This window comes from Pseudonocardia oceanicola, from assembly GCF_047200735.1.
GTDB lineage: Bacteria > Actinomycetota > Actinomycetes > Mycobacteriales > Pseudonocardiaceae > Pseudonocardia.
Window position 1 is genome coordinate 21,186 of the sequence record NZ_JBJZON010000040.1, and the last position, 24,958, is coordinate 46,143.

At 72.0% G+C, this 24,958-nt stretch carries 24 protein-coding genes; 12 read left to right on the forward strand and 12 right to left on the reverse strand.

Annotation, left to right across the window (positions count from 1 at the left end; all coding sequences use genetic code 11):
• Window positions 1-230: 230 nt before the first annotated feature.
• On the forward strand, window positions 231-1,298 hold the full coding sequence (locus ACL02T_RS32735; RefSeq protein ID WP_412834689.1) for an NAD(P)-dependent alcohol dehydrogenase: 1,068 nt from the start codon (window positions 231-233) through the stop codon (window positions 1,296-1,298).
• 614 nt (window positions 1,299-1,912) lie between these two features.
• Here ACL02T_RS32735 and ACL02T_RS32740 read toward each other — a convergent pair.
• Window positions 1,913-2,155 carry a hypothetical protein gene (locus ACL02T_RS32740; protein WP_412834690.1) on the reverse strand — a complete coding sequence of 81 codons (243 nt, stop codon included), beginning with the start codon at window positions 2,153-2,155 and terminating at the stop codon, window positions 1,913-1,915.
• Here ACL02T_RS32740 and ACL02T_RS32745 point away from each other — a divergent pair.
• From ACL02T_RS32745 to ACL02T_RS32755, 3 genes are read left to right on the forward strand one after another with little or no spacing between them, the layout of a single operon-like run.
• Window positions 2,145-2,642 carry a helix-turn-helix transcriptional regulator gene (locus tag ACL02T_RS32745; protein ID WP_412834691.1) on the forward strand — a complete coding sequence of 166 codons (498 nt, stop codon included), beginning with the start codon at window positions 2,145-2,147 and terminating at the stop codon, window positions 2,640-2,642. The two genes, ACL02T_RS32740 and ACL02T_RS32745, sit on opposite strands and share 11 nt — an antisense overlap.
• A 24-nt stretch (window positions 2,643-2,666) precedes the next feature.
• Entirely contained in the window at window positions 2,667-2,930 is a 264-nt protein-coding gene (locus tag ACL02T_RS32750) for a type II toxin-antitoxin system Phd/YefM family antitoxin (protein WP_412834692.1), read from the forward strand.
• Window positions 2,918-3,322 carry a PIN domain-containing protein gene (locus tag ACL02T_RS32755; protein ID WP_412834693.1) on the forward strand — a complete coding sequence of 135 codons (405 nt, stop codon included), beginning with the start codon at window positions 2,918-2,920 and terminating at the stop codon, window positions 3,320-3,322. The genes ACL02T_RS32750 and ACL02T_RS32755 overlap by 13 nt, the downstream gene beginning before the upstream one ends.
• A 52-nt stretch (window positions 3,323-3,374) precedes the next feature.
• Here the strand turns inward: ACL02T_RS32755 and ACL02T_RS32760 are convergent, their stop codons facing one another.
• The 9 genes from ACL02T_RS32760 to ACL02T_RS32800 all read right to left on the reverse strand — a co-directional run bounded on the left by ACL02T_RS32760 (window position 3,375) and on the right by ACL02T_RS32800 (window position 12,834).
• Window positions 3,375-4,520: an Rv3169 family protein gene (locus ACL02T_RS32760; RefSeq protein WP_412834694.1), complete on the reverse strand. Its 1,146-nt coding sequence runs from the start codon at window positions 4,518-4,520 to the stop codon at window positions 3,375-3,377.
• Window positions 4,521-4,527: 7 nt separating this feature from the next.
• Window positions 4,528-6,168 (reverse strand): PEP-utilizing enzyme, encoded by a 1,641-nt coding sequence (locus tag ACL02T_RS32765; RefSeq protein ID WP_412834695.1) that lies wholly within the window; start codon window positions 6,166-6,168, stop codon window positions 4,528-4,530.
• Window positions 6,169-6,170: 2 nt separating this feature from the next.
• Window positions 6,171-7,367, reverse strand: coding sequence for a hypothetical protein (locus ACL02T_RS32770; RefSeq protein WP_412834696.1), 1,197 nt, complete (start codon window positions 7,365-7,367; stop codon window positions 6,171-6,173).
• A complete protein-coding gene (locus ACL02T_RS32775) occupies window positions 7,364-7,738 on the reverse strand; it encodes a PEP-utilizing enzyme (RefSeq protein WP_412834697.1) in 375 nt (124 codons plus the stop codon). Before ACL02T_RS32775 ends, ACL02T_RS32770 begins: the two co-directional genes overlap by 4 nt.
• A 205-nt stretch (window positions 7,739-7,943) precedes the next feature.
• Complete coding sequence (locus ACL02T_RS32780; RefSeq protein ID WP_412834698.1) at window positions 7,944-8,600, reverse strand: DUF1638 domain-containing protein; 657 nt, start codon at window positions 8,598-8,600, stop codon at window positions 7,944-7,946.
• A 22-nt stretch (window positions 8,601-8,622) separates the two neighbouring features.
• Window positions 8,623-10,518 carry an ASKHA domain-containing protein gene (locus tag ACL02T_RS32785; protein WP_412834699.1) on the reverse strand — a complete coding sequence of 632 codons (1,896 nt, stop codon included), beginning with the start codon at window positions 10,516-10,518 and terminating at the stop codon, window positions 8,623-8,625.
• A gap of 2 nt (window positions 10,519-10,520) precedes the next feature.
• Complete coding sequence (locus ACL02T_RS32790; RefSeq protein ID WP_412834700.1) at window positions 10,521-11,384, reverse strand: dihydropteroate synthase; 864 nt, start codon at window positions 11,382-11,384, stop codon at window positions 10,521-10,523.
• A complete protein-coding gene (locus ACL02T_RS32795; protein WP_412834701.1) occupies window positions 11,384-12,049 on the reverse strand; it encodes a cobalamin B12-binding domain-containing protein in 666 nt (221 codons plus the stop codon). Before ACL02T_RS32795 ends, ACL02T_RS32790 begins: the two co-directional genes overlap by 1 nt.
• Window positions 12,049-12,834 (reverse strand): IclR family transcriptional regulator, encoded by a 786-nt coding sequence (locus ACL02T_RS32800; RefSeq protein WP_412834702.1) that lies wholly within the window; start codon window positions 12,832-12,834, stop codon window positions 12,049-12,051. Before ACL02T_RS32800 ends, ACL02T_RS32795 begins: the two co-directional genes overlap by 1 nt.
• Before the next feature lie 96 nt (window positions 12,835-12,930).
• Here ACL02T_RS32800 and ACL02T_RS32805 point away from each other — a divergent pair, with 96 nt between their 5' ends.
• Genes ACL02T_RS32805 through ACL02T_RS32830 form a run of 6 tightly spaced genes read left to right on the forward strand, consistent with a single transcriptional unit; the run spans window position 12,931 to window position 21,338 of the window.
• Window positions 12,931-14,382, forward strand: coding sequence for a trimethylamine methyltransferase family protein (locus ACL02T_RS32805; RefSeq protein WP_412834703.1), 1,452 nt, complete (start codon window positions 12,931-12,933; stop codon window positions 14,380-14,382).
• A 12-nt stretch (window positions 14,383-14,394) separates the two neighbouring features.
• Window positions 14,395-16,905, forward strand: coding sequence for a GcvT family protein (locus ACL02T_RS32810; protein WP_412834704.1), 2,511 nt, complete (start codon window positions 14,395-14,397; stop codon window positions 16,903-16,905).
• A gap of 3 nt (window positions 16,906-16,908) precedes the next feature.
• Complete coding sequence (locus tag ACL02T_RS32815; protein ID WP_412834705.1) at window positions 16,909-17,679, forward strand: electron transfer flavoprotein subunit beta/FixA family protein; 771 nt, start codon at window positions 16,909-16,911, stop codon at window positions 17,677-17,679.
• On the forward strand, window positions 17,676-18,677 hold the full coding sequence (locus ACL02T_RS32820) for an electron transfer flavoprotein subunit alpha/FixB family protein (protein WP_412834706.1): 1,002 nt from the start codon (window positions 17,676-17,678) through the stop codon (window positions 18,675-18,677). Before ACL02T_RS32815 ends, ACL02T_RS32820 begins: the two co-directional genes overlap by 4 nt.
• Window positions 18,678-18,688: 11 nt before the next feature.
• A complete protein-coding gene (locus ACL02T_RS32825) occupies window positions 18,689-19,603 on the forward strand; it encodes a methylenetetrahydrofolate reductase (protein WP_412834707.1) in 915 nt (304 codons plus the stop codon).
• Between the two features lie 28 nt (window positions 19,604-19,631).
• Entirely contained in the window at window positions 19,632-21,338 is a 1,707-nt protein-coding gene (locus ACL02T_RS32830) for a formate--tetrahydrofolate ligase (protein ID WP_412834708.1), read from the forward strand.
• Window positions 21,339-21,341: 3 nt separating this feature from the next.
• Here ACL02T_RS32830 and ACL02T_RS32835 read toward each other — a convergent pair whose 3' ends face one another.
• Window positions 21,342-21,956 (reverse strand): cyclodeaminase/cyclohydrolase family protein, encoded by a 615-nt coding sequence (locus tag ACL02T_RS32835; RefSeq protein ID WP_412834709.1) that lies wholly within the window; start codon window positions 21,954-21,956, stop codon window positions 21,342-21,344.
• Window positions 21,957-22,121: 165 nt separating this feature from the next.
• Here ACL02T_RS32835 and ACL02T_RS32840 point away from each other — a divergent pair, with 165 nt between their 5' ends.
• Complete coding sequence (locus tag ACL02T_RS32840; RefSeq protein WP_412834710.1) at window positions 22,122-23,168, forward strand: alpha/beta fold hydrolase; 1,047 nt, start codon at window positions 22,122-22,124, stop codon at window positions 23,166-23,168.
• Window positions 23,169-23,224: 56 nt separating this feature from the next.
• Here ACL02T_RS32840 and ACL02T_RS32845 read toward each other — a convergent pair whose 3' ends face one another.
• The gene (locus ACL02T_RS32845; RefSeq protein WP_412834711.1) at window positions 23,225-24,208 is read right to left on the reverse strand and encodes a zinc-binding dehydrogenase; all 984 of its coding nucleotides are present in this window, start codon (window positions 24,206-24,208) and stop codon (window positions 23,225-23,227) included.
• Window positions 24,209-24,432: 224 nt separating this feature from the next.
• Here ACL02T_RS32845 and ACL02T_RS32850 point away from each other — a divergent pair, with 224 nt between their 5' ends.
• Complete coding sequence (locus tag ACL02T_RS32850; RefSeq protein WP_412834712.1) at window positions 24,433-24,900, forward strand: hypothetical protein; 468 nt, start codon at window positions 24,433-24,435, stop codon at window positions 24,898-24,900.
• The last annotated feature ends 58 nt before the right edge of the window (window positions 24,901-24,958 follow it).

Sequence of the window (24,958 nt, forward strand, 5' to 3'; positions counted from 1 at the left end):
AGCGCGGTGACCAGGGCGAGGGTGATCTGGGCGCGGGCGCCGCCGTCGCCGCTCAGCCCACGCGGCGCCGCGGTCAGCCGCTGGTGGTACGACTCCGCAACGCTCCGGCCGCACGACCCTTGAGACGACCGCCGGGACGACGCACCGGAGGAGGACCGCCCCCAGAAGTGTGGCGGCCACCACACCGGGAGCGTCAGAATGGTGGACCCCGTTCAGCGAAGGAGTCGACCATGGCGGGTTCCATGCGCGCGTTCGTGATGACCCATGTCGGTGCGACGGCGGTCGTCGAGAAGCCGATCCCCGAGCCCGGCCCCGAGGCGGCGGTCGTACGCACGACCGCCGCCCTGATCTGCACGTCGGACGTGCACACCGTCAAGGGCGCGCTCCCCGTCGAGGACGGCAGGACACTGGGGCACGAGTCGGTCGGCGTCGTCCATGCGTTGGGGTCGGCGGTGACCGGGTTCGAGGAGGGACAGCGGGTGGCGGTCAACGCGGTGACGCCCTGCTACCGGTGCTCGTACTGCCAGCGCGGCTTCACCAGCCAGTGCGGCGGGCCGCTGGGTGGCTACCGCTACACCGCGCAGATGGACGGCAACATGGCCGAGTACTTCGTGGTCCCCGCCGCCGCGGCGAACCTGACCCCCATCCCCGACGACGTCACCGACGACCAGGCCGTCTACACCTGCGACATGCTCTCCACCGGCTTCATGGGCGCCGAACACGCCTACCTGGAGCTCGGAGAGACAGTGGCGATCTTCGCTCAGGGACCGGTCGGCCTGTGCGCCACGATCGGCGCGAGCCTCAAGGGCGCAGGCCAGATCATCGCGGTCGAGTCCCGGCCCGAGCGGCAGGCGCTCGCCAAGCGGTTCGGTGCGGACGTCATCGTCGATTTCACCGAGGGCGACCCGGTGGAACAGATCATGGACCTCACCGGCGGGCAGGGCGTCGACGCCGCCATCGAGGCGTTCGGGTTCCCGCAGACCTTCGAGGCCTGCGTGCGGGTCACCAAGGCGGGGGGCCGGGTGTCGAACATCGGCTACCACGGCGAGAATCCGGCCCCTCTGCAACTACCCCTCGACGCCATCGGCCTCGGCATGAACGACAAGGCCGTCCACACGGGTCTCTGCCCGGGCGGTAGCGAGCGGATGACGCGGCTGCTGCGGCTGCTGCAGTCCGGCAAGGTCGACCCGACACCGATGACGACCCACCGCTTCGGGTTCGACGAGGTGGAGCGCGCCTTCGACCTGATGACCACCAAGGAGGACGGCATCATCAAGCCGCTCATCACCTTCGGCTGATTCCCCATGGGAGATCCGCTGTCAAGTGTGTGTCTTGCGGGCTGGTCGTCGGGCGCCTGAGGATGGCAGGTGGGGAAGGTCGCCTCGTTCGTCGACGCTCTCGGGTGTCCGGCCTGTCGTGTCCTGTGTGGACTCGCCGAGGGGCCTTCCCCGCCCCGGCCCCGGGCGGAGAGCAGCTCGACGCGGTCGGACAGGCGCTCGGCGAGCTCGTGGACGGACAGCACCCGCAGCCGCGCAGGCCAGCTCGATCGCCAGCGGCAGGCCGTCGAGGCGCTCGCACACGCGCCGCACCGCGTCGCGGTTGGTGTCGTCGACGGCGAAGCCCGGCAGGACGTCGCGGGCCCGGCTCTCGAACAGGGCGATCGCCGGCGTCCGGTCGCCCGTCGTGGCCAGCGGGTTCAGCACGGTGATCCGCTCCCCCGGCAGGTTGAGGACCTCGCGGCTGGTGGTGAGGAAGTGAACCCGCGAGGTGGCGTGCAGGACGTCGTCGGGTGGGCGGCCATGCCCTTGATGGACATGCCCGCCGCACGAAGCCGATGGATCTCGCTCCACTCGTCGGCGTTCAACGGCTCCTCCGACACCCCGATCGGCCCCTCGTGACGGTGTACCCAGCCTCATCGCCCAGGGGCCTGCTCGCCCGCGCGGGCGACGCTCGCGTAGCCCCACACGTCCTGGCTGCGGTGGTCCCACAGCGCGCCCGAGACCATCGCCGAGGCCTCGATCCGCAGGTCCGCGGGCTTGCCGCGCTCCCCGCCGACGATCACTGCGCCGGCGCCGTCGCTGGTTGGGCAGCACTGCAGGAAGGTCAGCGGCTCGGCGATCACGCGCGAGGCCAGGACCTCCTCCGTGTTCGGCACCCCGGCGGCCATGCGCCAGCTGGTGTCCAGCGGGGTCGCGTCGCTCGTGGAGCTGAAGTCCCAGGGCAACCTGCCCGCCTCCGCCGAGGCGTACGTGCGGCACTTCCTGCACGGGACCTGGGGCATGGAGTACGCGGCGGCCCTGCGGCTCGAGCTGCCCGGCGGGCACACCGCGCTGGTCGGGATGTTCGATCCGCGGGCGGACAAGCTCGGGCCCGCCGAGCTCGCCACGCTCCGGCTGCTGAGCCGGCAGCTGTCGGCGATCTCCCGGAGCCTGCCCGTCTCGCGGCCGAAGGCGGCGCTGGCCGGCCTGTCCGAGCGGCAGAAGCAGGTGGTCCAGCTCGTCGCGGACGGGCTCTCCAACGCCGACATCGCCGAGACGCTGTCGCTGGTCGAGGACAGCGTGAAGAAGTACGTGAGCCGGATCCTCAGCGCCACCGGCTGCCACTCGCGCATGGAACTGGCTCTGCTGGCCCGCTCCCGCTGAGTCCGAATCTGATAATCTGATTCGGTGAAGGAACTCTCCGCGACCGAGGCTGCCCGCAGCTTCTCCGCGGTGCTCGACGGTGCGGAGCAGGGCGAGACCGTGGTCATCACCCGGGGTGGGCGTCAGGTCGCGATGATCGTGCCGGCGCCGCGGGCGAACGGCGCCGCGGTCAAGGAGGTGTTGGGGCGCTGGCAGGAGCGTCTCACCGTCGACGACGAGTTCGCCGCGAACGTCGCCGCCGCCGGCGATGCCACGACGGAGATGGACGACGACCCGTGGCGCGAGTAGCCCTCGACACCGGCGTCCTGGTGGCCGCGGCCCGGGGCCGGCTCGACCTCGCCTCGCTCAGCGAGGAGGACGACATCGCCCTGCCGGCGACCACCGTTGCCGAGTACCTCGTCGGCATCGAGCTGGACCCCGACCCGGATCGCCGAGCCACCCAGCACACCAATCTCGACGAGCTGCTGGCCGTCGTTCCGGTGGTCGACTACACCGCGCAGGTGGCCGAGCACCATGCCGCGCTGCTGGCTCACGTCCGGCGGACGGGCAGGCCCCGCGGTGCACACGACCTGATCATCGCGGCCACCGCACGTGCCACCGCGCGCGTCCTGGTCAGCACGGATGGGCGCGCCGGTTTCGACGACCTGCCCGAGGTCTCGGTCCGGCTCCTCGGACCCTGACGCAGCCCGACGAGCCGGCCCGCTGTGCGGGGCCGGCCCGTCGTCGGTGTGCCTACAGGAACGAGGACTCGCGGGTGAGCCCGTACCGGGGGTGCTCCCCGATCACCATGGACTCGAAGATCCCGTAGCCGACGGCCTCGCCCTCGCGCACTCGGATCACGCAGTCGCGGAGCTGGTGGACCTCCTCGGCGGTCTCCCGGGTCGACACGTCGGCGTAGCGCTCGCCGTCGATGTGCTGCGGGCCGTGCCACTGGCCGTGCCGGTGGCCCTTGAACCCGAAGTACAGCCCGGTGCCGAGGTGGAAACCGGTGTCGCTGATCGGCTCGATCTCGACCGTTCGGGTGGCGCCCCAACCGGCGTCGAAGGTCATCTTGCCACCGAGCAGCCGCCGGTTGACCGGGTCGAACTTGAGCTCGTCCACCATGCCCTGGAGGGGGACCTGACGTCCGTCTGCCTCGTTGACGAACCCGGAGAAGTAGGTCGTCTCGTGGTCCACGGCCTGGTGGTAGTGGTGGATCTCGTAGTGCGAGCCGTCCGGCCGCCGCAGGTACATCGGGCTCCACGTGAGCAGGAAGTCCTGCTCGAGCCGCTGCGGCTTGAACACGTCCGGCGCCGGCTCGCCGACGTCCATCCGCACGCCCCAGGAGTGGTCGCGGAAGCCGAACCACTCCTCGTCGCGCACCTCGATCTTCTCGCCGTCGATCCACACGGCGCCGCTGATCGTCGACGACTGGTGGTAGCGCAGCAGGTCGGACTGGATCCGGAACCCGTGCGGCTCCCGCTGCGCGTCCTTGCGCTCCAGGAACGGCGGCAGCACGCCGGTGACGGTGAGGTCGAACCGGATCGGGAGCATGTGGTTCTCCCGTAGCACGAACCGCACCGTCTTCAGCGGCTCGAGGACCTCGTAGTCCAGCGGGCCGACGCCGACCCGGTCCGGGTCGAGGTCGAGCTGCCGGCTCGCCCGGACCGTGAGCTGCTCCTTCCCCCGGGAGATCCCGGCGAACATGTCGATCACGTTCCGGTTGTGGTACTTGCCCAGACCGACGTCGACCTGCAGCGACCCGTCGCGGGCGAAGAGCGAGCCCCACAGCTTCTCGGTCCAGGAGATGTCCGCGTGGGCGATCGTCGCGAACGTCTCCGGCGTCTGGTGGCACAGCAGCTCGTCGGCCGCCGTCAGTTTCTGCATCGACTGGCGCATGACCCTCCTAGCTGTCCCGACCACGCACGGGCGAGAACGAGCCCGGCATGTCGTTGGCCACCAGCGCCGTGCCGAAGATCGCGGCGGCCTGGTCGTCGTCGTCGAACGGGTCCGGGTGCAGGGCCAGCGTGTCGTCCGAGAACGACCAGTCGATCGAGTCGGTCACCCCGGCCAGGGCCGCGAACGGGCGCAGGCCCGACGTGTACATCCGCGTCGCGGCGAAGATCCGCTCCCGCCGGTCCATCGCGGCGAAGCGCTGGTAGAGCGTCATGTGCTGCCTGCTGATCGCCGCCGCGACCTCCGGCCACTCCTCCGGCGGCAGTAGCCCGCGGGAACCGTCGGCCCGGTACCCGAACACCGCCGCCTCGGTCACCGACGCGAGCAGCTGATCCGGCTCCGTGAACGTGGTGCCCCAGTCGTTGATCTCGAACTCGCTGAAGGACGCGGGGTCGAAGGTCAGCGCCATGGTCAGGCCCGCGTACGGGGGCGCGAGGTCCTCTGCCCACGGGTAGGCCCAGGCGCTCGGTCCGAGCGAGAGGTAGTCCCGCACGATCGTCCGCCGGGCCGCCGCCCCGCGCCGGGGGTACGGGCCGGAGTCGCAGATGCCCACCCGGGAGTCGCAGAAGTACAGGAACGAGTAGCCGGAGACGGTGGCGTTGAGCCGCTTGAGGGCCTTGGACGCCGCCGGGTCGAGCACGGTCCCCGCGTCGGTGAGCTCGTCGACCACGGGCTGGGGCAGGTAGCGGTTGGTGAAGCCGGCGTCCTTGTAGTCGAGGGTGCCGTCGCCCCGGTGGGCCAACGCCAGCCGGCGCCAGAAGTCCACGACGGTGCGGATCTCCTCCCGCCGCTCGTCCCGACCCAGCTTGCCCATCTGGATCAGGCACTCGCGGCCGCACAGGTAGTGGTAGCCGATCATCCAGATCCACAGCGGGCTCACCCGGTTCGGGCCCTCCCGCAGCCGGCGCCCCAGCTCCTCCGCCGGCATCGCGGCGTCGATCACCGCGACGCGCTCGGCGTAGCTGTGGAAGTCCTCGATCACCGACAGCGACATGTACGGCAGCATCGGGAACAGCTCCGAGGTGAAGCCCGAGCGCCGGGTCATCTCGGGCTTGAACGCCCGGCCCATGTGCTGGACCAGGTCGTCGAGCCGGTCGTCGGTCAGCTCCTCGGCGATCAGCGCGTCGAGGGCCTCCTGCGACACCGCCACGTCGAAGTCCTTGACGGCGATCTCGTCGCCGACCCGGCGGACGTACGACCACCATGCGGCGCTGACGTCCCCGTCCGGCGTGGCGACCTCCGGCTCGGCGCCGGTGCGGACCACGCCCGCCCCGTCGTCGATGTCGAGGACGATCTCGGTGCCGTCGGCCAGCTCGTCGGTCAGGTCGGTGCCGACGAGGCACGGCACCTCGAACTCGCGGGAGACGATCGCGAGGTGGGAGCGCAGCGTCCCGTCGAGGCACACGATCCCGCCCAGCCGACCGAGGATCGGCGACAGGAATGTGGTGCCACCGGAGGCGACCAGCGCGATCGTCGACTCGAGGTCGCTGTCGAGGGACTCGATGACGTCCTGCGGCGACCGGAAGTTCCGGACGCGGCCGGTGGTGCGGGTGAAGGTGTAGGACGGTGTGCCCTTGCCGATGACGGTCATCGTCACCCTCCCAGGGATCGGAAGCAGCTGTCCCGGTCCTGCGGGACGAAGATCCCGCCGATCAGCTGCAGTGCGAGGTCGGGGTCGGAGAACCTCTCGTAGGACTCGGCGATCCGCGGCGTGACCGTCCAGTCGATCTCGTCGTAGCAACCGGCGAGCCGCGCCCACGGCTTGGTCTTCCACGCGTACATCTGGGTCGCGTAGAGGTTGCGCTCCTCCGGGTCGGTTTCCGCGAGCCGCTGGTAGAGAGCCCGGTGCGCCTTACGGATCGCCTTCGTGGCCTCGTCGATCTCCGCGATGTCGAGAGGGCGCAACACGTCGCCGTCCGTGCAGAAGACCCGGGTCTCGAGGATCTCGGCCTGGTAGTCGCCCGGCGTGAACCAGGCCGTGCCCCAGACGTTGTTGTCCATCCGGACCGTGTTCGGCAACCGGTAGGCGATGACGAAGTGGTGGTAGGGCAACGTCTCGCGGATGCCGTCGACCCACGGGAAGTCCCCGGACCCGTCGGCGCAGGTCTCGCGCAGCGCGAGGAAGCTGCCGTCCTCCAGCTGGTAGGGGCCGGTGTCGCAGACCGCGGTCCGGGCGTCGCAGTTCTCCAGGAACGCGTAGGCGGTGAGCCGGGCGCCGAACTTGCGGATCACCGTTTTCACCTGGTCGTCGGCGGGGACGAGGTGGCTCCGGATCTCGGCCAGGAGCCGGTCGCCGACCACATGGCTGGAGTTCGCCGGGTCGGCGTGCATGTTGTAGAGCACGCCGTCGGTGCGCATCGCGATGGTGGCCTCGCGCCAGAACCGCAGGACCTCGAGCTGGTCCTCCAGACCGTCGGCCAGTGAGTTCTCACCGAGGTCGACGAACAGCTCGCGACCGGTCAGGTAGTGCAGCGGCATCGCCGCGAGGTTGATGAAGCTGCGCTTGTTGCCGATGGGCAGCGCCTGCCGGGCCAGCTCCGCCGGGGTGGCGTGTCGGCGGATGGCGCGCAGCCGCTCGGGGACGCGGAGGTAGTCCTCCATCATCGACATCAGGATGTAGGTGTTCATCCCGAACAGCTCGGACTCGAACACGGTCCGGGCGGCCAGCTCGCTCTTGTAGGCCGCGCCGCCCTCGTGGACGAGCCAGTTCCACTCCTCGAGGGTGGGCTCGTAGGAGGCGTCGGTGTAGAGCGCCTTGACGTTCTCCGGGGTGGTGAGCTGCGCCGTCACGCCGTCACCGCCGCGGCGACGCCGATACGCGCCGTCTCGGCGTCGGCCAGGTCGAGGACGACGGTGTCGCCGTCCGCGACCTCACCGCTCAGCTGCGCCGCCAGCACGCACGGCACGTCGGACTCGCGGGACAGGATCGCCAGGTGCGACTCGCGGCTGCCCGCGGTGCACACGATGGCCTTCAGGTCCGGCAGGATCGGCGACAGGAAGGTCATGCCGCCCTTGTTGACGAAGGCGATCGTCTCCTCGAGATCGTCGTCGTCGATGGACAGGACGTCCGACGTGTCGTGGAACCACCGGGCCGTGCCGCGCACCTCGCCGGCCGTGAAGAGGGTGACGCCGGTCCCGACGTCGGTGAGCTCCCCGCTCATACCTGCTCCGTCCCCGCCCCGACGCTGGGGCGCGATCGTGACTCGGGCGCATTCGCGCTGGTGGAACCGTAGGGAGCAACGATCACTGTGACCCAGTGCACTTAGGGGGACAGTCGGTCGACGCGGCGGGGCCGCCGCCCTCGCCCCCGGCGCGGTCGACGTCGGGACGGCCACGCCTTCCTGTGGAGGCAGGCACGGGTGCAGTTCACAGTGGAGGGTCTGGTGGCCGGTCCGTCCCCTCCCTGGCGTGGGGTCGGCCAGGGCGGCCGGCCCGGCCGTCCGCGATGTGCGACACCAGGTCCTCGACCGCCCGCTCGAGGAGGACGTCGCCGACGAGGACCTCCTCCATCGGCAGACCGAGGACGCCGGCCGCCTGCTCCGCCGCCGCGCGAAGGCGGGCGGTCGGGTGCTGGGCGAGCCAGACGACCCGCCGGTAGTGGCCGAAGTAGTCGTCGCGCAGCTCCGGGTACCGGTCCAGACCGAGCTCGACGACGACCGAGCGGGTGAAGGACGCCACCAGGTAGTCGGTCAGCACGTAGGTGCCGGGTTCCGCCTCGAGCACCGCCCGCATCCGCGCCGCGCCGGCGAAGACCGTGTAGCAGTCGCTTCCGGACAACCGGCGCAGCCCCCACCGGGCGCAGACGTCGTCGAGCGCGCCGTAGGTGCCGCAGTCGGCGTAGCCGACGGCGACCCGCGCGTACCGCGGCCGCAGGCGCGACACCTCGCGCTCGACGGCGGCGGCGATCCGCTCGGGCCGGTTGTGCAGCAGCGGAGGAAGCGGGACGACGTCGACCGGCCAGCCGCGGCGGGCGGCGACGTCCGCGACGTGGCGCGCGATCGCCCCGCACGCGACCACCGCCACCCGGTCCTCGCACACGGGACGGTCAGAGCGGGAAGGCGAGGCGTTCGACGAAGCGGTCGTTGAAATCGGCGCGGTCGGAGAGCTCGACGTAGTGCACCTCCTCCAGCAGCGCCCGGGCCGCCGCCCGCTCGCGCACCGACAGCAACGCCATCTTGGCCCCCTCCCCCGCCACGTTGCCCGCGCTCACGACGCGCACCGGCGCGACCTCGGGCACCAGCCCGATCCGCACCGCGGCGGCCGGGGCGAGGTAGCTGCCGAAGGACCCGGCCAGCAGCACCTGGGCGATGTCGGCGCTGGTCAACCCCTGTTCCTCCAACAGCAGCTGCCAGCCCGTGGAGATCGCCGCCTTGGCGAACTGCAGCTCGCGGACGTCGCGCTGGGACAGGTACAGCGCCCTGGCGGGATCACCGGCCTTGTCGTCCCCGGGGAAGTGCAGGACGAAGACCCGCTCCTGGCCGACCTGCCGCAACCGGGCGGCCAACCCCGGCGGCACACCCGGTGCGTCCGCCGTGACCAGGCGCCCCGAGCCGTCGACGAGGCCGGCCGCCACCATCGCCGCCACGGCGTCGACCAGGCCGGACCCCGCCAGCCCGACGGGCTCGACGTCGCCGATGACCTGCAGCACGACGTCGTCGTCACTGATCTTCACGCCCTCGACCGCGCCGGGCGCGGCCCGCATCCCGCAGCGGATGGCCGCACCCTCGAACGCCGGGCCGGCGGGCGCCGCCGTCGCCAGCAGCCGGTCGCCGGCCGCGAGGAGGATCTCGCAGTTCGTGCCGATGTCGACGAAGAGCCGGACGCGCCGGTCCCGGTCCATCCCGGAGGCGAGTGCCCCCGCGACGATGTCGCCGCCGACGTACGCGCCGAGCGCCGGGAACACGTACGCCCGCGCCCGCGGGTGCACCCGTACGCCGAGGTCGGCGGCCGTGAGGCCGTCGAACGACCGGGAGGCCATGACGAACGGCGCGACGCCCAGCGGCTCGGGGTCCAGCCCCAACGCCAGGTGGGTCATCGTGGCGTTGCCCGCCACCGCGATCTCGTAGACCTCGCCACGGTCGACCTCACCGTCGGCGCAGACCTCGCCCGCGAGCTGGTCGAGGCCCTGGTGGGCGAGTGCGGTGAGCCGGTCCAGCGCCGTCGGGTCGGTCATCGTCGCGCTGATCCGGGTGATCACGTCGGCGCCGTGCGACTGCTGGGGGTTGAGCCGCGACGCGACGGCGACCGGGGTGCCGGTGGCGAGGTCGAGCAGCGTCGCGACGACGGTCGTCGTGCCGAGGTCGAAGGCGATGCCGAAGAGCCGCCCGCTCGTGTCCCCCGGCTCGACGTCGACGAGCACGTCGTCCACGACGACGGCGGTGACCGTGTGGTCCGCCGTGTGGTTCGCCGTGTGGTCCACGCAACGCATCGCCCGGGCCAGGCTGCGGACCGCCGGCAGGTCCACCCGGAGCTCGAGGTCGGGCAGCGCGTCACGCAGCCGCTCGACGTCGGTGCGCTGGTCGGCGAGGGTCGGCTCGGACAGCGTCACACAGCGCTTCTGCAGGGCGGGGCGCAGGATCACCTGGCGTCCGACGCCGACCGTGGCCGCCTTCGGCCGGGTGACCAGCGGCGGCACCTCCACCCGGAGGTCCTGCTCGGCCCGGGCACGGCACGCCAGGCGCCATCCCGCCCGCAGCTCCTCCGGGCCGAACGCGCGTGGGTCCAGCCGGGACACCGGCACGTCGCCCTCGACGACGCGCATCCGGCACTTGCGGCAGGTGCCGTGGCCCCCGCAGGTGGAGTCGACGGCGATGCCGTTCCAGCTCGCGGCGTCGAACAGCGTCGCCCCGGCGGGGACCCGCACCTCGCGCGGCCGGGCCCCGTCGGGGTCGAACCGGATACGGACCCGGTCCGGTGGGGGCGGCTCCGGCAGCGCGGTCACCGTCAGGCCGTCTTCCCCGCGGCCGCCGCCCGGGCCCGCGCGATCCAGGCCGCGCCCCACTCGTCGTTGCCCAGCAGCAGGTCCGCGGCCTTGACCGCCTCGACGATCTGCGGCGACCGCACGTCCATGATCGCGCTGGTCAGTCCGCAGGACATCGCCATCGGCAGGAACGTCGCCCCCAGTACCGGGCGGCCGGGCATGCCGAAGGAGACGTTGGAGGCGCCGAGCGTCATGTTCAGGCCGAGCTCGTCGGAGATCAGCTCGATCGTCCGCAGCGTCGTGCGGACGAGCGTCGTGTCCGCTCCCACCGGCATGGCCAGCGGGTCCACGACGACGTCCTCGACGGGGATGCCGTACTCGCCGACGGCGACGTCGAGGATCTTGCGGGTGATCTCCAGCCGGCGCTCCGGCTCGTCCGGGATCTCGTCCTCCTCGTTGGGCAGCGCGATCACCGCCGCCCCGTACCGGGCCACGATCGGCAGGACCGCATCCAGCCGTTCCCGCTCGCCGGTCACCGAGTTCACCAGTGCCTTGCCCTCGTACGCCGCGAGCCCGGCCTCCAGCGCCTCGACCACCGACGAGTCGATGACCAGCGGCAGGTCGGTGAGCTCCTGCACCGTCGTGACGGCCTCGGCGAGCAGCTCGGCCTCGTCGGCGAGCGGGACGCCCATGTTGACGTCGAGCATCGTCGCCCCGCCGGCGACCTGCTGCTCGACGTCGACGCGGATGCGCGAGAGGTCGCCGCGACGCAACTGCTCGGCGAAGATCTTCCGACCGGTCGGGTTGATCCGCTCACCGATCAGGCAGAACGGTCGGTCCGGACCGATGACGACCTCGCGGGTCGCCGAGCGGAGCACGGTGTGCATCAGACCCCCACGGCGGCGCGACGGGCGGCGAGCAGTTCCTTGGCCGTGCGGACGGCGGTGGCGGCGTCGGCGGCGTACCCGTCGGCACCGACGGCGTCGGCGTACTCCTGGGTGACGGGCGCGCCCCCGACCATCACGATCACCCGGTCGCGCAGCCCGGCCTTCTGCAAGGCGTTGATGTTGGCCTTGAACATCGGCATCGTCGTGGTGAGGAACGCGGAGAAGCCGACGATGTCGGGGCTGTGCTCGTGGATCCCGGCGATCACCTTCTCCGGCGACACCTGCACACCCAGGTCGATCACGTGGAAGCCCGCGCCCTCCAGCATGATGTTCACGAGGTTCTTCCCGATGTCGTGGACGTCGCCCTTGACCGTGCTCATCAGGAAGGTGCCGACGGTCCGTGCCCCGGTCTCGGCGAGCAGCGGGCGAAGGATGTCCAGCGCGCCGCTCATCGCCTTCCCCGCGACCAGCATCTCGGGCACGAAGAAGTCCCCGCGCTCGAACCGGGCACCGACCTCCTCCAGCGCGGGAATGAGCGCGTCGAACAGCATCGTCTCCGGGGTGAGGTCCGCGTCGAGCCCCTCGCGCGTCAGCTCGAGCACGCGTGGCCTGTTGCCGACCAGCGTCTCGTCGTAGAGCCCGCGGAGGATCGTGTCGTGCTCCATCAGGCCGTGCCCTCCTTCATCGGGCTTGTCTTCCGTCCGGGTTGGTGTCCCAGCAGCGCGGACAGCCCGCGCAGCTCGGCGACGAGCAGGTCCCCGAGTCTGGTGATGCCGAAGTCGTTGATGCGGCTCGTCGGACCGGAGACCGAGATGGCGGCGACGACGGTGCCGTCGACGGCCCACACCGGAGCGCCGACGGCGGTGAGCCCGAGCTCCAGCTCGTCCAGCGAGGCCGCCCAGCCGCGCCGGCGGACCTCGACGAGGCCGTGCTCGAACTGGGCGCGGTCGACCGGTGAGTGCGCGGTGCGGCGCTCCAGCCGGCCGGACGGCAGCGGGAGCGCACCGTAGGCGTAGAGCACCTTGCCCAGCGCCGTGCAGTGCGCGGGCACGTCGACCCCGACCCAGTTCGTGGCCCCGACCAGGTAGCGACTGTCCACCTGGTCGATCTCGACGAGCTGGCCGCCGCGTGCCATGGCGAGGTTCACCGTCTCCCGGGAGAGCGCGGACACGTGCTCCATCGTGGGACGGGCGAGCTCGGCCAGGTCGTGCAGCGCGCTGGGCCGGGCCGCGTGCAGCGAGAACAACGCGCCCGGGCGGAACGCCCCGGCCCGGTCACGGTGCACCAGCCGGCTGCGCTCCAGGGCCTGCAGGAGCCGGGAGGTGGTGGACTTCGCCAGGCCGAGCTCGTCGACCAGCGAGCTGAAGGTGCGCGGCGCACCGGACTCGACGATGACGCCGAGCAGGGCGCTCGCGCGCTCGACCGCCTGACTTCCCGACTGCGCCACCATGGCTGCCGTCCAAAGTTTCACATTATGGAACCCGAGTTCTGAGGATGGCGGCTACTGTGACGCCCGTCTCTCAGCCCGTCAAGAGCGGAGAAGCACATGTTCCGCAACGGCATGCCCCGCTACGAGATCCTCTCCGAGGACGCCCTGGACACCCTCGACACGGGCTGGCGCCGGCTGGTGTCGGAGATCGGTGTGGAGTTCGGTTCGTCCCGGGCGCTGGAGCTGTTCCGCCAGGCCGGCCAGAAGGTCGAGGGCTCCTCCGACGAGGGGGTCGTCCGGTTCGATCCCGACTTCGTGCTCGAGCAGGTCGCCAAGGCGCCGCGGTCGTTCGACGTGCAGGCCCGCAACCCGGCGAACACGGTGCACATCGGCGACGACGCGATGGCGTTCGGCGCCGTCTACGGCCCGCCGTTCGTCCGCGAGGGCGACATCCGCCGGGACGCGACGATGGACGACTTCCGCAACTTCGCCCGCCTCGCCCAGGGCTTCGCCGCCCTCGACTCGGCGGGCGGGGTGGTATGCGAGCCGGAGGACGCACCGCTGGACTCGCGACACCTGGACATGACCTACGCCCTGCAGACGCTCACCGACAAGATCTACATGGGCAATGTGGTGTCCGGGGTCAACGCCGCCGACACGATCGCCATGACCGAGATCCTCTTCGGCGGCCGGGCCGCGATCGAGGCCACCCCGGCCACGATCTCGTTGATCAACTGCAACTCGCCGCTGCGCTGGGACGAGCGCATGCTCGAGGCGCAGCTCGCCTACAGCGAGGCCAACCAGGCCGTGGTGATCACCCCGTTCCTGCTGATGGGCGCGATGTCACCGGTCTCGATCCCGGCGGCGTTGACCCAGCAGATCGCCGAGGCCCTCACCGGCATCGCGCTGTCCCAGCTCGTCCGGCCGGGCTGTCCGGTGATCTTCGGATCGTTCCTGTCCAACATCGACATGCAGTCCGGCTCCCCCTGCTTCGGCACGCCGGAGTCGGCGGTCGGGCTGCTCTGCACGGGGCAGATCGCCCGCCGGTTCGGGCTCCCGGTGCGGTCCGGGGGCGGTCTGACCTCGAGCCAGACCGCGGACGCCCAGGCCGGCTACGAGTCGCTGATGACCATGCTCCCGACGTTCCTCGCGGGCATCAACTGGGTGATGCACACCGCCGGCTGGCTGGAGGGCGGGCTCGTCGCGAGCTACGAGAAGTTCGTGCTCGACGTGCAGCTGCTGGAGATGCTGCAGCACGAGTTCCGGCCGCTGGAGATCGACGAGGCGTCGCTCGCCTTCGACGCGCACGACGAGGTCCGCCACGGCGGTCACTTCCTCGGTGCCGCCCACACCATGGAACGGTTCCGCACCTGCTTCTACCGCCCGTTCGTCACCAGTTCGGAGAACTACGAGCGGTGGATGCGCAACGGCGCCAAGGACGCCGCCGCCCGCGCCCGCGAGGTCGCGCGGAGGCGGCTCGACGAGTACGAGCCTCCGCCGCTGGACGACGCGGTCCGCGAGGAGCTGACGGAGTACGTGACCCGGCGCCGCCGCGAGCTGGGCGACTAGGAGGACCACCCGATGCCGAATCTCCCCGCCACCGCCCGCGTCGTCGTGATCGGCGCCGGCATCGTGGGCAACTGCCTCGTGCACCACCTCTCCCGCCTGGGCTGGCGGGACATCGTGCAGATCGACAAGGGCCCGCTGCCCAACCCGGGCGGCTCCACCGGGCACGCCTCGAACTTCATCTTCCCGGTCGACCATTCGCGCGAGATCGCCGACCTCACGCTCGACTCCGTGCGCCAGTACACGGAACTGGGTGTCTTCACCGAGTCCGGCGGGTACGAGATCGCCCGCACCGAGGAACGGATGGAGGAGCTGCGCAGGCGGATGTCGTCGGCGCGGGCCTGGGGTGTCCCGGCGGAGCTGGTGACCCCGGACCACGTCGTCGAGCGCGTGCCCTACCTGGACAAGGACCAGATCCTCGGGGCGTTCTGGACGCCGTCCGTGGGCGTGGTCGACTCGCTCCGCGCGGGCACGCTGATGCGGGAGTCGGCGTTGGCCCTCGGCGCGCTCACCGTGGTGCCGACCGTCGAGGTGCTCGGGATGGACGTCGAGCGGGGGCGAATCCGGCGCGTGCGCACCAGCGGCGGGGACATCGAGGCCGACACCGTCGTGATCGCCTGTGGGGTGTGGAGCCCGAAGCTCGCCCGGATGGCGGGCGCGACGATCCCGCTCACCCCCGCCGTCCACCAGATGATCTCGGTGGGGCCGATCCCACAGCTCGCCGAGCGCCCCGGCGAGATCTCCTTCCCGATCATCCGTGACATGGACACGTTCTGCTACGAGCGTCAGCACGGCGCCGACATGGAGGTGGGCTCCTACGCCCACCGTCCCATCCTCTGGGACCCGGAGGAGATCCCGTCGATCGACCAGGCCCGGCTCTCCCCCACCGAGGCGCCGTTCACGGCCGACGACTTCGACCCGCAGCTCGAGCAGGCGCTCGAGCTCATGCCGGACGCGCTCGGCGCCGAGGGCGCCGAGATCCGCTACGCCATCAACGGCCTGCTCTCGCTCACTCCCGACGGCGCCCCGATCCTCGGGGAGACGCCCGAGGTGGAGGGCCTCTGGTCGGCCGCCGCGGTGTGGATCAAGGAGGGCCCCGGCGTCGGCCGGGCGGTCGCGGAGTGGATGACGCACGGCTACTCCGAGATCGACCTGCACCACTCCGACATCGCGCGGTTCCACCCGCACCAGCGCACCCGTGCCCACGTGCGCTCGCGCACCTCGGAGGCGTTCAACAAGACCTACGGCATCGTGCACCCCGGCGAGCAGTGGGAGGGTGAGCGCGGCAAGCGGCTCGCGCCCATGCACGCGGCCGAGCGGGCGGCGGGCGCGGTCTTCTTCGAGACCGTCGGCTGGGAACGGCCGATGTGGTACGCGTCGAACGAGGCCCTGCTCGGCGAGTACGGCGACAAGGTGCTGCCGCGCGAACACGAGTGGGACTCCCGCTGGTGGTCGCCGATCATCAACGCCGAGCACCTCGCCATGCGGGACCGCGCCGGCATCGTCGACCTGTCCGCCTTCGCGATCTTCGACGTCGTCGGGCCGGCGGCGGAGCAGGCGATCCAGGGCATCGTCGTGGCCCAGGCCGCGGTGGCCGAGGGCCGGGTGATCTATACACCGGTGCTCGACGCCCGGGGCGGCTTCCGGTCCGACCTCACCGTGATGCGGCTGGCCCACGACCGCTACCGGGTGGTCACCGGCGGCCTGCACGGCATGGCCGACCTGAAGTGGTTCGCCGACCACCTGCCCGACGGCGCCGCGGTCGTGGACCGGACCTCGGCGTTCACCACCATCGGGCTGTGGGGGCCGCGGGCCCGCGACATCCTCGGCCGCCTCACCGACGACGACGTCTCCCACACCGGTTTCCCGTTCCTCACCTGCCGCGACATCGCCGTCGGCAGCGTGGCCGTGCTCGCGTCCCGGATCTCCTACGTCGGCGAACTCGGTTGGGAGCTCTACGTCCCGATGGAGCAGGGCGCCCGGGTGTGGGAGCTGCTGCACGAGGCCGGGCGGCCGGACGGCGCCGTCCCGGTCGGGATCGGCGTCTACGGCACCACCGGCCGGCTGGAGAAGGGCTACCGGGCGTTCGGGTTCGAGCTCGACGGCGAGCGCACGATCGTCGAGGCGGGGATGGCCCGGCCGAAGGTGAAGGACGCCGACTTCGTCGGCCGCGAGGCCTACCTCGCCCAACGGGCCACCGAACCCGGCGCGGTGCTGTGCACGCTCACCGTCGACGACCACCGGTCGGCCACCGGCCGCAACCGCTACATGCTCGGTGGCGAGCCGATCCTCACCCGCGACGGTGGCGTGCTGACGGACGGGCACGGTCACCACCCCTACGTCACCTCGGCGGGGTCGGCGCCGTCGCTGGGCGCGCACCTCCTGATGGCGTATCTGCCGCCGGACCAGGCCACGGTCGGGAACCGACTCGCGGTGTCCTACATGGAGGAGCTGTACCCGGTGACCGTCGGCTCGACCGACGCCACGCCGCTGTTCGACCCGGCCAACGAGCGGATCAGGGCCTGAGCCATGGCGAACGTGCTGGTCTGCGTCAAGCGGGTGCCCGACGTCGGGGGCGAGGTGCTGCTGACCCCGGACGCACAGGCGATCGACGCGCGCTTCGTCGGGTTCACCGTGAGCGCGCACGAGAACTGCGCCGTCGAGCTGGCCGTGCGCGTCGCCACCGCCACCGGCGGCACCGCGACCGTGCTCACCCTGGGGCCCGAGGCGGCGGTCGAGCAGCTCCGCGCCGCCCTGGCCGTCGGCTGCGCCGCCGCCGTACACATCGACGCCGACCCGGTCGGGTACGGGCCGGTGGACGTCGTGCGGGAGATCGCCGCCGTCGTGGCCGCCCATGCCGCGGAGGGCCGCACCCACGATGTGATCCTGCTCGGCAACGACGCCGCCGACACCGGCGACTTCCAGGTCGGTGTCCGGCTCGCCCACGCGCTGGGCCGGCCGGTCGTCACCGGTGTGCGGACGGTCGAGGTCGACGGCGGGGTGGCGACGGCGCGGGGTGCCGGGCCGGACGGCGTCGAGACCTTCGCGGTGCCGCTGCCCGCGGTCGTCACCGTGCTCGAGGGCGGCGTCGAGCCGCGCTACCCGTCCGTCGTGGGGCGGATGAAGGCGAAGAAGATCCCGATCGAGACGGTGGCACCGCGGTTCGAGCCGCGCGGCCCCGGTCGCGTCCGGCTCACCCTGCCGCCCGCCCAGCCGAGCACCGTCGAGGTGCTCGGCGCCGGCCCCGACGCCGCCCCGGCCGTGGTCGACCTGTTGCAGCGCCTGGGGGTGAGCCGATGATCCTCGTGCTCGTCGAGACCGATGCGGCCGGGGCGACCGAGGTGTCGCTGGAGACCGTCACGTTCGCGCGCGCCCTCGCCAAGCGCGTCGGCGGCGCGCTGCATGCCGTGGTGGTCGGCCCGCGCCCGGACGGGCTGGTCGACCACCTCGCCGACCACGGCGTCGGCGAGGTGCACCACGCCACCGGCGACGCCTTCTCGGCCTACGGCGGAGCCGCCTGGGCGGCCGCGGTGCAGGCTGCGGTGGCGGCCGCCGACGCCGATGCCGTCGTCGCCCCGGGGAGTCCGCGCGGCCTCGAGGTCATGGCCCACCTGGCCGCACGGCTCGACGTGCCGATGGCCGCCAACGTCGTCGGGCTGGGCAGGGACGACGACGGGGACGACGGGGGGGACGACGGGGGGGCGCTGCGGGTCGTCCGTCAGGTGATGGGCGGCGCGGCCCTCGAGGAGATGCTCCTGCCCCGGCGCCCCGCGGTCCTCACCGTCGCGGGCCACGCCGTCCAGGCCGAGCAGGTCCCACCCGTGCCCGTGACACTGCGCGAGTTCTCCCCGGAGGTCGCGGAGGCGGACCTGGTGACGCGGGTCGTCTCGACCGAGCCCGCCGAGGCCGACCTGTCGGGCGCGCTCACCTCGGCCCGCGTCGTGGTGGGCGCCGGGCGCGGGGCCGGCGGCGCGGACGGCTTCGCGGGTGTCGCCGAGCTGGCGGAGTTGCTCGACGGGGCGCTCGGCGTCTCGCGCGTCGTGACGAGCATGGGCTGGCGCCCGCACCACGAGCAGATCGGCCAGACCGGCAGCCGGATCTCCCCCGACCTCTACATCGCCTGCGGCATCAGCGGGGCGATCCAGCACTGGGCCGGCTGCGCGAGCTCCAAGACGATCCTGGCGATCAACACGGACGAGAACGCGCCGATGGTCACCAGGGCGACCTACGCGGTGATCGGGGACATGCACGAGGTCGTGCCCGCGCTCAACGCCGAGATCCGGCGCCGCCGGGGCTGAGGGGACCAGCGATGACGACACCCACGTACCCCGAGCTCAGCGACGCCGTGCGCAGGTTGATGTCCCCGTTCAGCGTGGAGATCACCCCCCGCGAGGCGGCGACACTCCCGCCGCTGCACGACCACCTGGCGGCCGGGACGGCCGTCTACCTGACGTTCCTGCCGGACCAGCCGTGGGCCGACACGGTGGCGGTCGCCCGCGCCGTCCGGGAGGCGGGCCTGCGGCCGGTGCCCCACCTGGCGGCCCGGGCCGTGTCCGACCGCCCCACGCTGCGGCGCATGCTGGCCGACCTCACCGCAGCCGGGGTCGAGGACGTCCTGCTCCTCGCCGGGTCCCTGACCACCCCCGTCGGGGAGTTCTCCGAGTCGGCGCAGGTCCTCGACGCGGGCCTCCTGGAGGAGACCGGCATCCGCCGTGTCGGCATCGTGGGCCACCCGGAGGGACATCCCGACGTCGACGACGACGAGCTGTTCCGGGCCCTCGTCGCGAAGTGCGGCATCGCCCGGGCCCGCGGCTTCGACCTGCACCTCGTCACCCAGTTCTGCTTCGATCCCGGGCCGATCGTCGCCTGGGAGCGGCGAGTCCGGGCCGCGGACCTCGACGTGCCCGTCCACGTCGGGCTGCCCGGCCTCACCTCCCCCGCGCGCCTGCTCCGGTACGGGCTGCGCTGTGGGGTGGGCCCCTCGCTCAAGGTGCTCCGGCAGCAGGCCGGGAGCGTGCTCAAGCTGGCGACCTCGCCGGTCCACCACCCCGACGCGACCCTCCTCGGCCTGGCGGCCGCGGTGGCCGCCGACCCCCGCAACCTGCTGCGGGCGGTGCACTTCTTCCCGTTCGGCGCGCTCGTTCCCACCGCCGCCTGGGCCGCGGACATCCGCGACGGCCGGTTCGAGGTGGACGACCGCGACTCGCTGCGGGTGACCGCCTGACCCCCTGCCACGACCGAGGAGACCGCCGATGATCCCGAGAGACCTGCACATCGCGCAGGCCGCGTCACTGAAGCCGCTCGACGACGTGGCCGCCGCCATGGGGATCGGGTCGCACCTGCTCGAGGCGTACGGCGAGCACGTCGCCAAGATCAAGCTGGCCGCGATCGAGGAGCTCGCGGGGCGGCCCCGCGCGAAGTACGTGGTGGTGTCCGCCGTGACGCCGACCCCGTTGGGCGAGGGCAAGACCACCACCACCGTCGGGCTCGGGCAGGCGCTGTGCCGGATCGGGCGGCAGGCCACCGTGGCGATCCGGCAGCCGTCCATGGGCCCGACGTTCGGGATCAAAGGTGGCGCGGCCGGCGGCGGCTACAGCCAGGTGGTCCCGATGGACGTGCTCAACCTCCACCTGACCGGCGACTTCCATGCCGTCACCGCGGCGCACAACCTGCTCTCGGCCGTCCTGGACAACCACCTCTTCCAGGGCAACGCCTCCGGCCTCGACCCGCACGCCATCACCTGGCGCCGGGTGCTCGACGTCAACGACCGCGCGCTGCGCAACGTGATCGTCGGCCTCGGCAGCGGGACGGACGGGATCCCGCGCCAGACCGGGTTCGACATCACCGCGGCCAGCGAGGTCATGGCGATCTTCGCACTCGCCCGGTCGCTGCAGGAGATGCGCGAGCGGTTCGGCCGCATCGTCGTCGGCTACACCCCCCAGGGCACGCCGGTGACCGCGGAGGACATCGGCGGCGCCGGCGCCATGACCGTCATCATGCGGGACGCGTTGAAGCCCAACCTGATGCAGACACTGGAGAACACGCCGGTCCTCGTGCACGCCGGCCCGTTCGGCAACATCGCCCACGGGAACTCGTCGGTGGTGGCCGACCTCATCGGCATCCACGGCGGCGACTTCCTCGTCACCGAGGCCGGGTTCGGGGCCGACATGGGCGCGGAGCGGTTCTTCAACATCAAGTGCCGGGCCTCGGGCCTCGTCCCCGACGCCGCGGTGGTCGTGGCGACCGTGCGGGCACTCAAGGCGCACTCGGGCCGGCACCGGATCGCCGCCGGCCGGCCGCTGCCGGCGGCGCTGCTCGCCGAGAACCCCGACGAGGTCCACATCGGCGGCGCCAACCTGCGCAAGCAGATCGAGAACATCCGGCTGCACGGGGTGTCCCCGGTGGTGGCGATCAACGCCTTCCCCGGCGACCACCCCTCCGAGCACGCGGCGATCGCCGAGATCGCGCGGGAGATGGGCGCGCGCGTCGCCGTCTGCACGCACTTCACCGACGGCGGGCGCGGGGCCGGCGAGCTGGCCGAGGCGGTCGCCGACGCCGCCGACGAGCCGGCGGGGGCCGACGGCGGGTTCCGCTTCCTCTACCCCGACTCGGCCGACCTGCGGGAGAAGATCGAGACGATCGCGACGAGGGTCTACGGCGCCGAGGGGGTGGACTACGACCGCACCGCGTCCCGCCAGCTCGACACGTACGAGGCGAACGGCTACGGCCACCTGCCCGTCTGCGTCGCCAAGACCCACCTGTCGCTGTCGTCCGACCCGTCGCTGAGGGGGGCGCCCACGGGCTGGCGGCTGCCCGTCCGCGAGGTACGGGCGTCGGTCGGGGCCGGGTTCATCTACCCGATCTGCGGCGACATGCGCACCATGCCCGGCCTCGGCGCCACTCCGGCCGCCCATCTGGTGGACATCGACCGCGAGGGCAACATCGTCAACCTCTCCTGATCGTCACCCGAGCGCGCGGCGGACCTCGCCGCGCAGTCGCGCGGCCCGGTCGAGGAGGTCGTCGACGGGACCGAGGGCGGCGGCGAGGGCCTCGGCCTCCGTGGTGCCGTGGCGCGGCGCGACGTCGGCCTCGACGTTCGTCCGGCTGATGCTCAGCGCCGCGGCCGTGGCGTCGGCGGCCGCGGCCACGTCCGCGAGGAGGGCACCGCTGCCGACCTCGGCCATCCGCTCGCACAGCTCGACGAGCTCCGCACCGACCCGGACGAGCTCGGCCGGTGGACCCGCGGCGGCGAGGAGGGCCTCGGCGACCGCCGCGGCGCGTCGCGCCCGCTCCGCCTCGGTGGTTCGGGGGAGCGCGTAGGCCGCGGCGACCTGCCCGACGGCGTCGGTGTCGGCCTCGGCGAGGCGCAGCGCCGTCTCCTGCAGCTCCTCGGCCCGCCCGAGCACGCTCTGCGCGACGGCCCGCACCGGGGGGTCCCGGTCGACGCGGAACCGGGCCACCATGGTCAGCAGTGCCGCGGCCTGAGCCAGGTTGAGCGCGGCGACGGCAGAGCCGGCGGGGGTCGGGTGCCGGGCCGCCAGGAGGGCGAGATACGCGTCGATGCTCCAGCTCCGCACCCCGCCACGCTAACGGTGTCCGGGCTCGTGATGTCCGGGGCTCCGGTCCGAACGCGGAGGACCCGGCGGACGCATTGCGATGGATGGCGGTCGCCGCGGACCGTCGACAGCGGGAGTCTGTGACGTGCGTCACCGCCGTGAACGTACGAAGGGAGTGTCGGAACGATGGGGAACTACTACTCCGAGGAGATCCACGGTCCGCACGAGTACCTCGACCTCGGCGACTTCGAGCTGGCCAACGGGATCACGCTGCCGAACGCGAGGCTCGCCTACAAGACGCGAGGCACGCTGAACGCGGCGAAGGACAACGCCGTCCTGTTCCCGCACATGTGGTCCGGAACGTCGGCGTCGATGGAGATCTTCGTCGGGGAGGGCCGTCCGCTCGACCCGTCGAAGTACTTCATCATCTTCCCGGGCCAGTTCGCGAACGGGTTCTCGTCCTCACCGAGCAACACACCGCCTCCGTTCAACGGGGGCGCCTTCCCGAACGTCACGATCGGCGACGACGTGCGGGCGCAGCACCGGCTCGTCACCGACGTCCTCGGGATCGAGCGCCTCGAACTCGTGCTGGGCTGGTCTATGGGCGCCGAGCAGACCTACGAGTGGGCCGTCCGGTACCCCGACATGGTCAAGCGGGCGCTCCCGATCGCCGGCACGGCCAGGACCACCGCCCACGACTACCTGTTCGTGCGCTCGCACGAGGACGCGCTGAAGTCCGACCCCGCCTGGAACGGCGGCTTCTACAAGGACCAGAGCGACGTCCACGTGGGTCTGCGCCGGCACGCGCAGGTCTGGTCGGTGATGGGACTGTGCCCGGAGTTCTACAACTCCGAGGCCTACCGGGCCTACGGCTTCACCTCGCTCGAGGACTTCCTGCACCGGTTCTGGGAGAACTACTTCGCGCCCATGGACCCCAACAACCTCATCTGGATGGGCTGGAAGTGGCGCCACGGCGACGTCAGCCTGCACACCGGCGGGGACCTGGCCGCCGCCCTCGGGCGGATCACGGCGAAGACCTACGTCGTGCCGTTCTCCCGGGACATGTTCTTCCCACCGGAGGACTGCGAGGCCGAGCAGCGGCTGATCCCGAACAGCGAGTTCCGAGTGGTGGATTCGCTGTGGGCACACTTCGCGATGTTCTGCGTCGCCGACCGCGACCGGGAGCAACTCGACTCGTGCATCGGCGACCTGTTGAAGGAGCATGTCGACTGACTCCGGCAACGCGTATCAGGCCGCTTCACGGCACTCGCCTCGACCCACCGCCGACCTCACGACCCGATGTCGAGCACGACCTTCCCGAACCCCGCGCCGGACTCCAGGTAACGGTGCGCCGCGGCCGTCTCGGACAGGGGGAAGACGCGTGCGATCGGCGGCGGCACGATCCCCTGCTCCTCGACGAGGTCGACCAGGCCCGCGAAGTCGGCGGGGCTGCCCATCGTGGTGCCGAGCAGGTCGTACTGGCCGAAGTAGAACCGTCGCACGTCCAGGTCCGCTCGTTCGGCGGAGACCGAGCCGAGGACGACGACCCGTCCGCCGGGACGCACCGCCTCGAGTGCTGGGGCCCAGGTGCCGACAGGATCGAGGACGACGTCGAAGCCGGCCTTCTCCGGGGAGAGCGCGCGGGCCGCGGCCGGCCAGTCGGGGTCCCGGTAGCTCACTCCGCCCACGGCGCCGAGGGCGACCGCGGCGTCGATCTTCGCCGTGCTGGAGGAGGTCACGTGGACCGTGGCTCCGATCGCGGACGCGAGGATCACGGCCATGGTCGCGACGCCGCCGCCCGCGCCGAGGACCAGCAACGACTGGCCCCGCTCCAGCCGTGCCCGGGTGACGAGGGCGCGGTAGGTCGTCAGCCCGACGAGCGGCAGCGCCGCCGCCTGGGCCCAGCTCAGGCCCGCGGGTTTGGGCACGACACAGTCGTCCGGCACGCGTACGTACTCGGCGTAGGTCCCCGGCCGGTGATCGCCGAGGATCTCCCATCGCGGGCCCGGGGCCCGCTGGTCGGAGCCCCACCACAACGACGGGAGCACGAGGACCTCGCTCCCGTCGTCCACCCGCCTGCCCGCTCCGTCCGCGCCGGGCACGTGCGGCAGGGGCGAGCCGTACCTGCCCTGCCGGACGAGCACGTCGTGCCAGTTCAAGGCGGCTGCGGCCAGCCGTACGACCGTGAATCCCGGTTCGGGTTCGGGGTCCGGGAAGTCGCCGTACACGAGCCGCGAGGCGTCGCCGAATCCCTCGAGTACCGCTGCTCGCACTTCTCACCCCTTCGTCCAGGAATCCGCGCGGGACGACCCTATTTGGTCAGACCCTTCGACGGTAGTCACTGCGGGGTCAGGGGCCGTTCCGGGGACGGCGGGCCACCACGACCACCGCACGGTCGCGTGGTCACAGGGATCGCACAGGGCGGACACAGCCCTCATAGAGCCCTGCGCCCCTAGCTTCCGCCCATGGCTCGCTTCTCACCCAGACCCTGATCGTCGTGCCCGCGGCCGCGGTCGCGCTCGCCCTCACACTGGCCGGGTGTTCGAGCTCGGAGAGCCCGGGCAGCACGACCACCTCGGCCTCGCTCGACGCGACCCAGACCACCGCCGCGACCCTCTCCGGCTCCTCCAACGACATCCTGCTCGGCCCGGGCAAGGACTGGGCCTTCCCGACCACCTCCGAGGGCCTCGTCGGGTCGGAGCTCACCGCCGACCAGAAGGCGACGCTGCTCGCCGCGATCGCGACCTCCGTCGACGTCGACGACGCGGACGCCGCCACCATCCTCGCCGGCAGCCTCGGTCCGGTGACGCCATGGATCTGGCAGGTTTGTGGATCACCGCAGTGGTGGCGACGCGGCGGCGGTCGGGCCCGGAGCGCCGAGTCGTTCGTCGTTCCCGCTCGCCGGGGTCGTGCGACCTGGGTCCCGCCCCGCGGCCGTTCCCGGATGGTCGGGCTGATGATATAAAGGTCAGGCCAAAACTCGACGGCTCGGACGCGTCCTCCGGAGCCGGGCCTTCGTCACT

Bases quoted from the DNA above. Each gene is read 5' to 3' on its own strand.
- ACL02T_RS32735 (WP_412834689.1), top strand. From the start codon at position 231: ATGGCGGGTTCCATGCGCGCGTTCGTGATGACCCATGTCGGTGCGACG.
- ACL02T_RS32760 (WP_412834694.1), bottom strand. From the start codon at position 4,520: ATGCGCCAGTCGATGCAGAAACTGACGGCGGCCGACGAGCTGCTGTGC.
- ACL02T_RS32765 (WP_412834695.1), bottom strand. From the start codon at position 6,168: ATGACCGTCATCGGCAAGGGCACACCGTCCTACACCTTCACCCGCACC.
- ACL02T_RS32775 (WP_412834697.1), bottom strand. From the start codon at position 7,738: ATGAGCGGGGAGCTCACCGACGTCGGGACCGGCGTCACCCTCTTCACG.
- ACL02T_RS32790 (WP_412834700.1), bottom strand. From the start codon at position 11,384: ATGCACACCGTGCTCCGCTCGGCGACCCGCGAGGTCGTCATCGGTCCG.
- ACL02T_RS32795 (WP_412834701.1), bottom strand. From the start codon at position 12,049: ATGGAGCACGACACGATCCTCCGCGGGCTCTACGACGAGACGCTGGTC.
- ACL02T_RS32800 (WP_412834702.1), bottom strand. From the start codon at position 12,834: ATGGTGGCGCAGTCGGGAAGTCAGGCGGTCGAGCGCGCGAGCGCCCTG.
- ACL02T_RS32805 (WP_412834703.1), top strand. From the start codon at position 12,931: ATGTTCCGCAACGGCATGCCCCGCTACGAGATCCTCTCCGAGGACGCC.
- ACL02T_RS32810 (WP_412834704.1), top strand. From the start codon at position 14,395: ATGCCGAATCTCCCCGCCACCGCCCGCGTCGTCGTGATCGGCGCCGGC.
- ACL02T_RS32815 (WP_412834705.1), top strand. From the start codon at position 16,909: ATGGCGAACGTGCTGGTCTGCGTCAAGCGGGTGCCCGACGTCGGGGGC.
- ACL02T_RS32820 (WP_412834706.1), top strand. From the start codon at position 17,676: ATGATCCTCGTGCTCGTCGAGACCGATGCGGCCGGGGCGACCGAGGTG.
- ACL02T_RS32825 (WP_412834707.1), top strand. From the start codon at position 18,689: ATGACGACACCCACGTACCCCGAGCTCAGCGACGCCGTGCGCAGGTTG.
- ACL02T_RS32830 (WP_412834708.1), top strand. From the start codon at position 19,632: ATGATCCCGAGAGACCTGCACATCGCGCAGGCCGCGTCACTGAAGCCG.
- ACL02T_RS32840 (WP_412834710.1), top strand. From the start codon at position 22,122: ATGGGGAACTACTACTCCGAGGAGATCCACGGTCCGCACGAGTACCTC.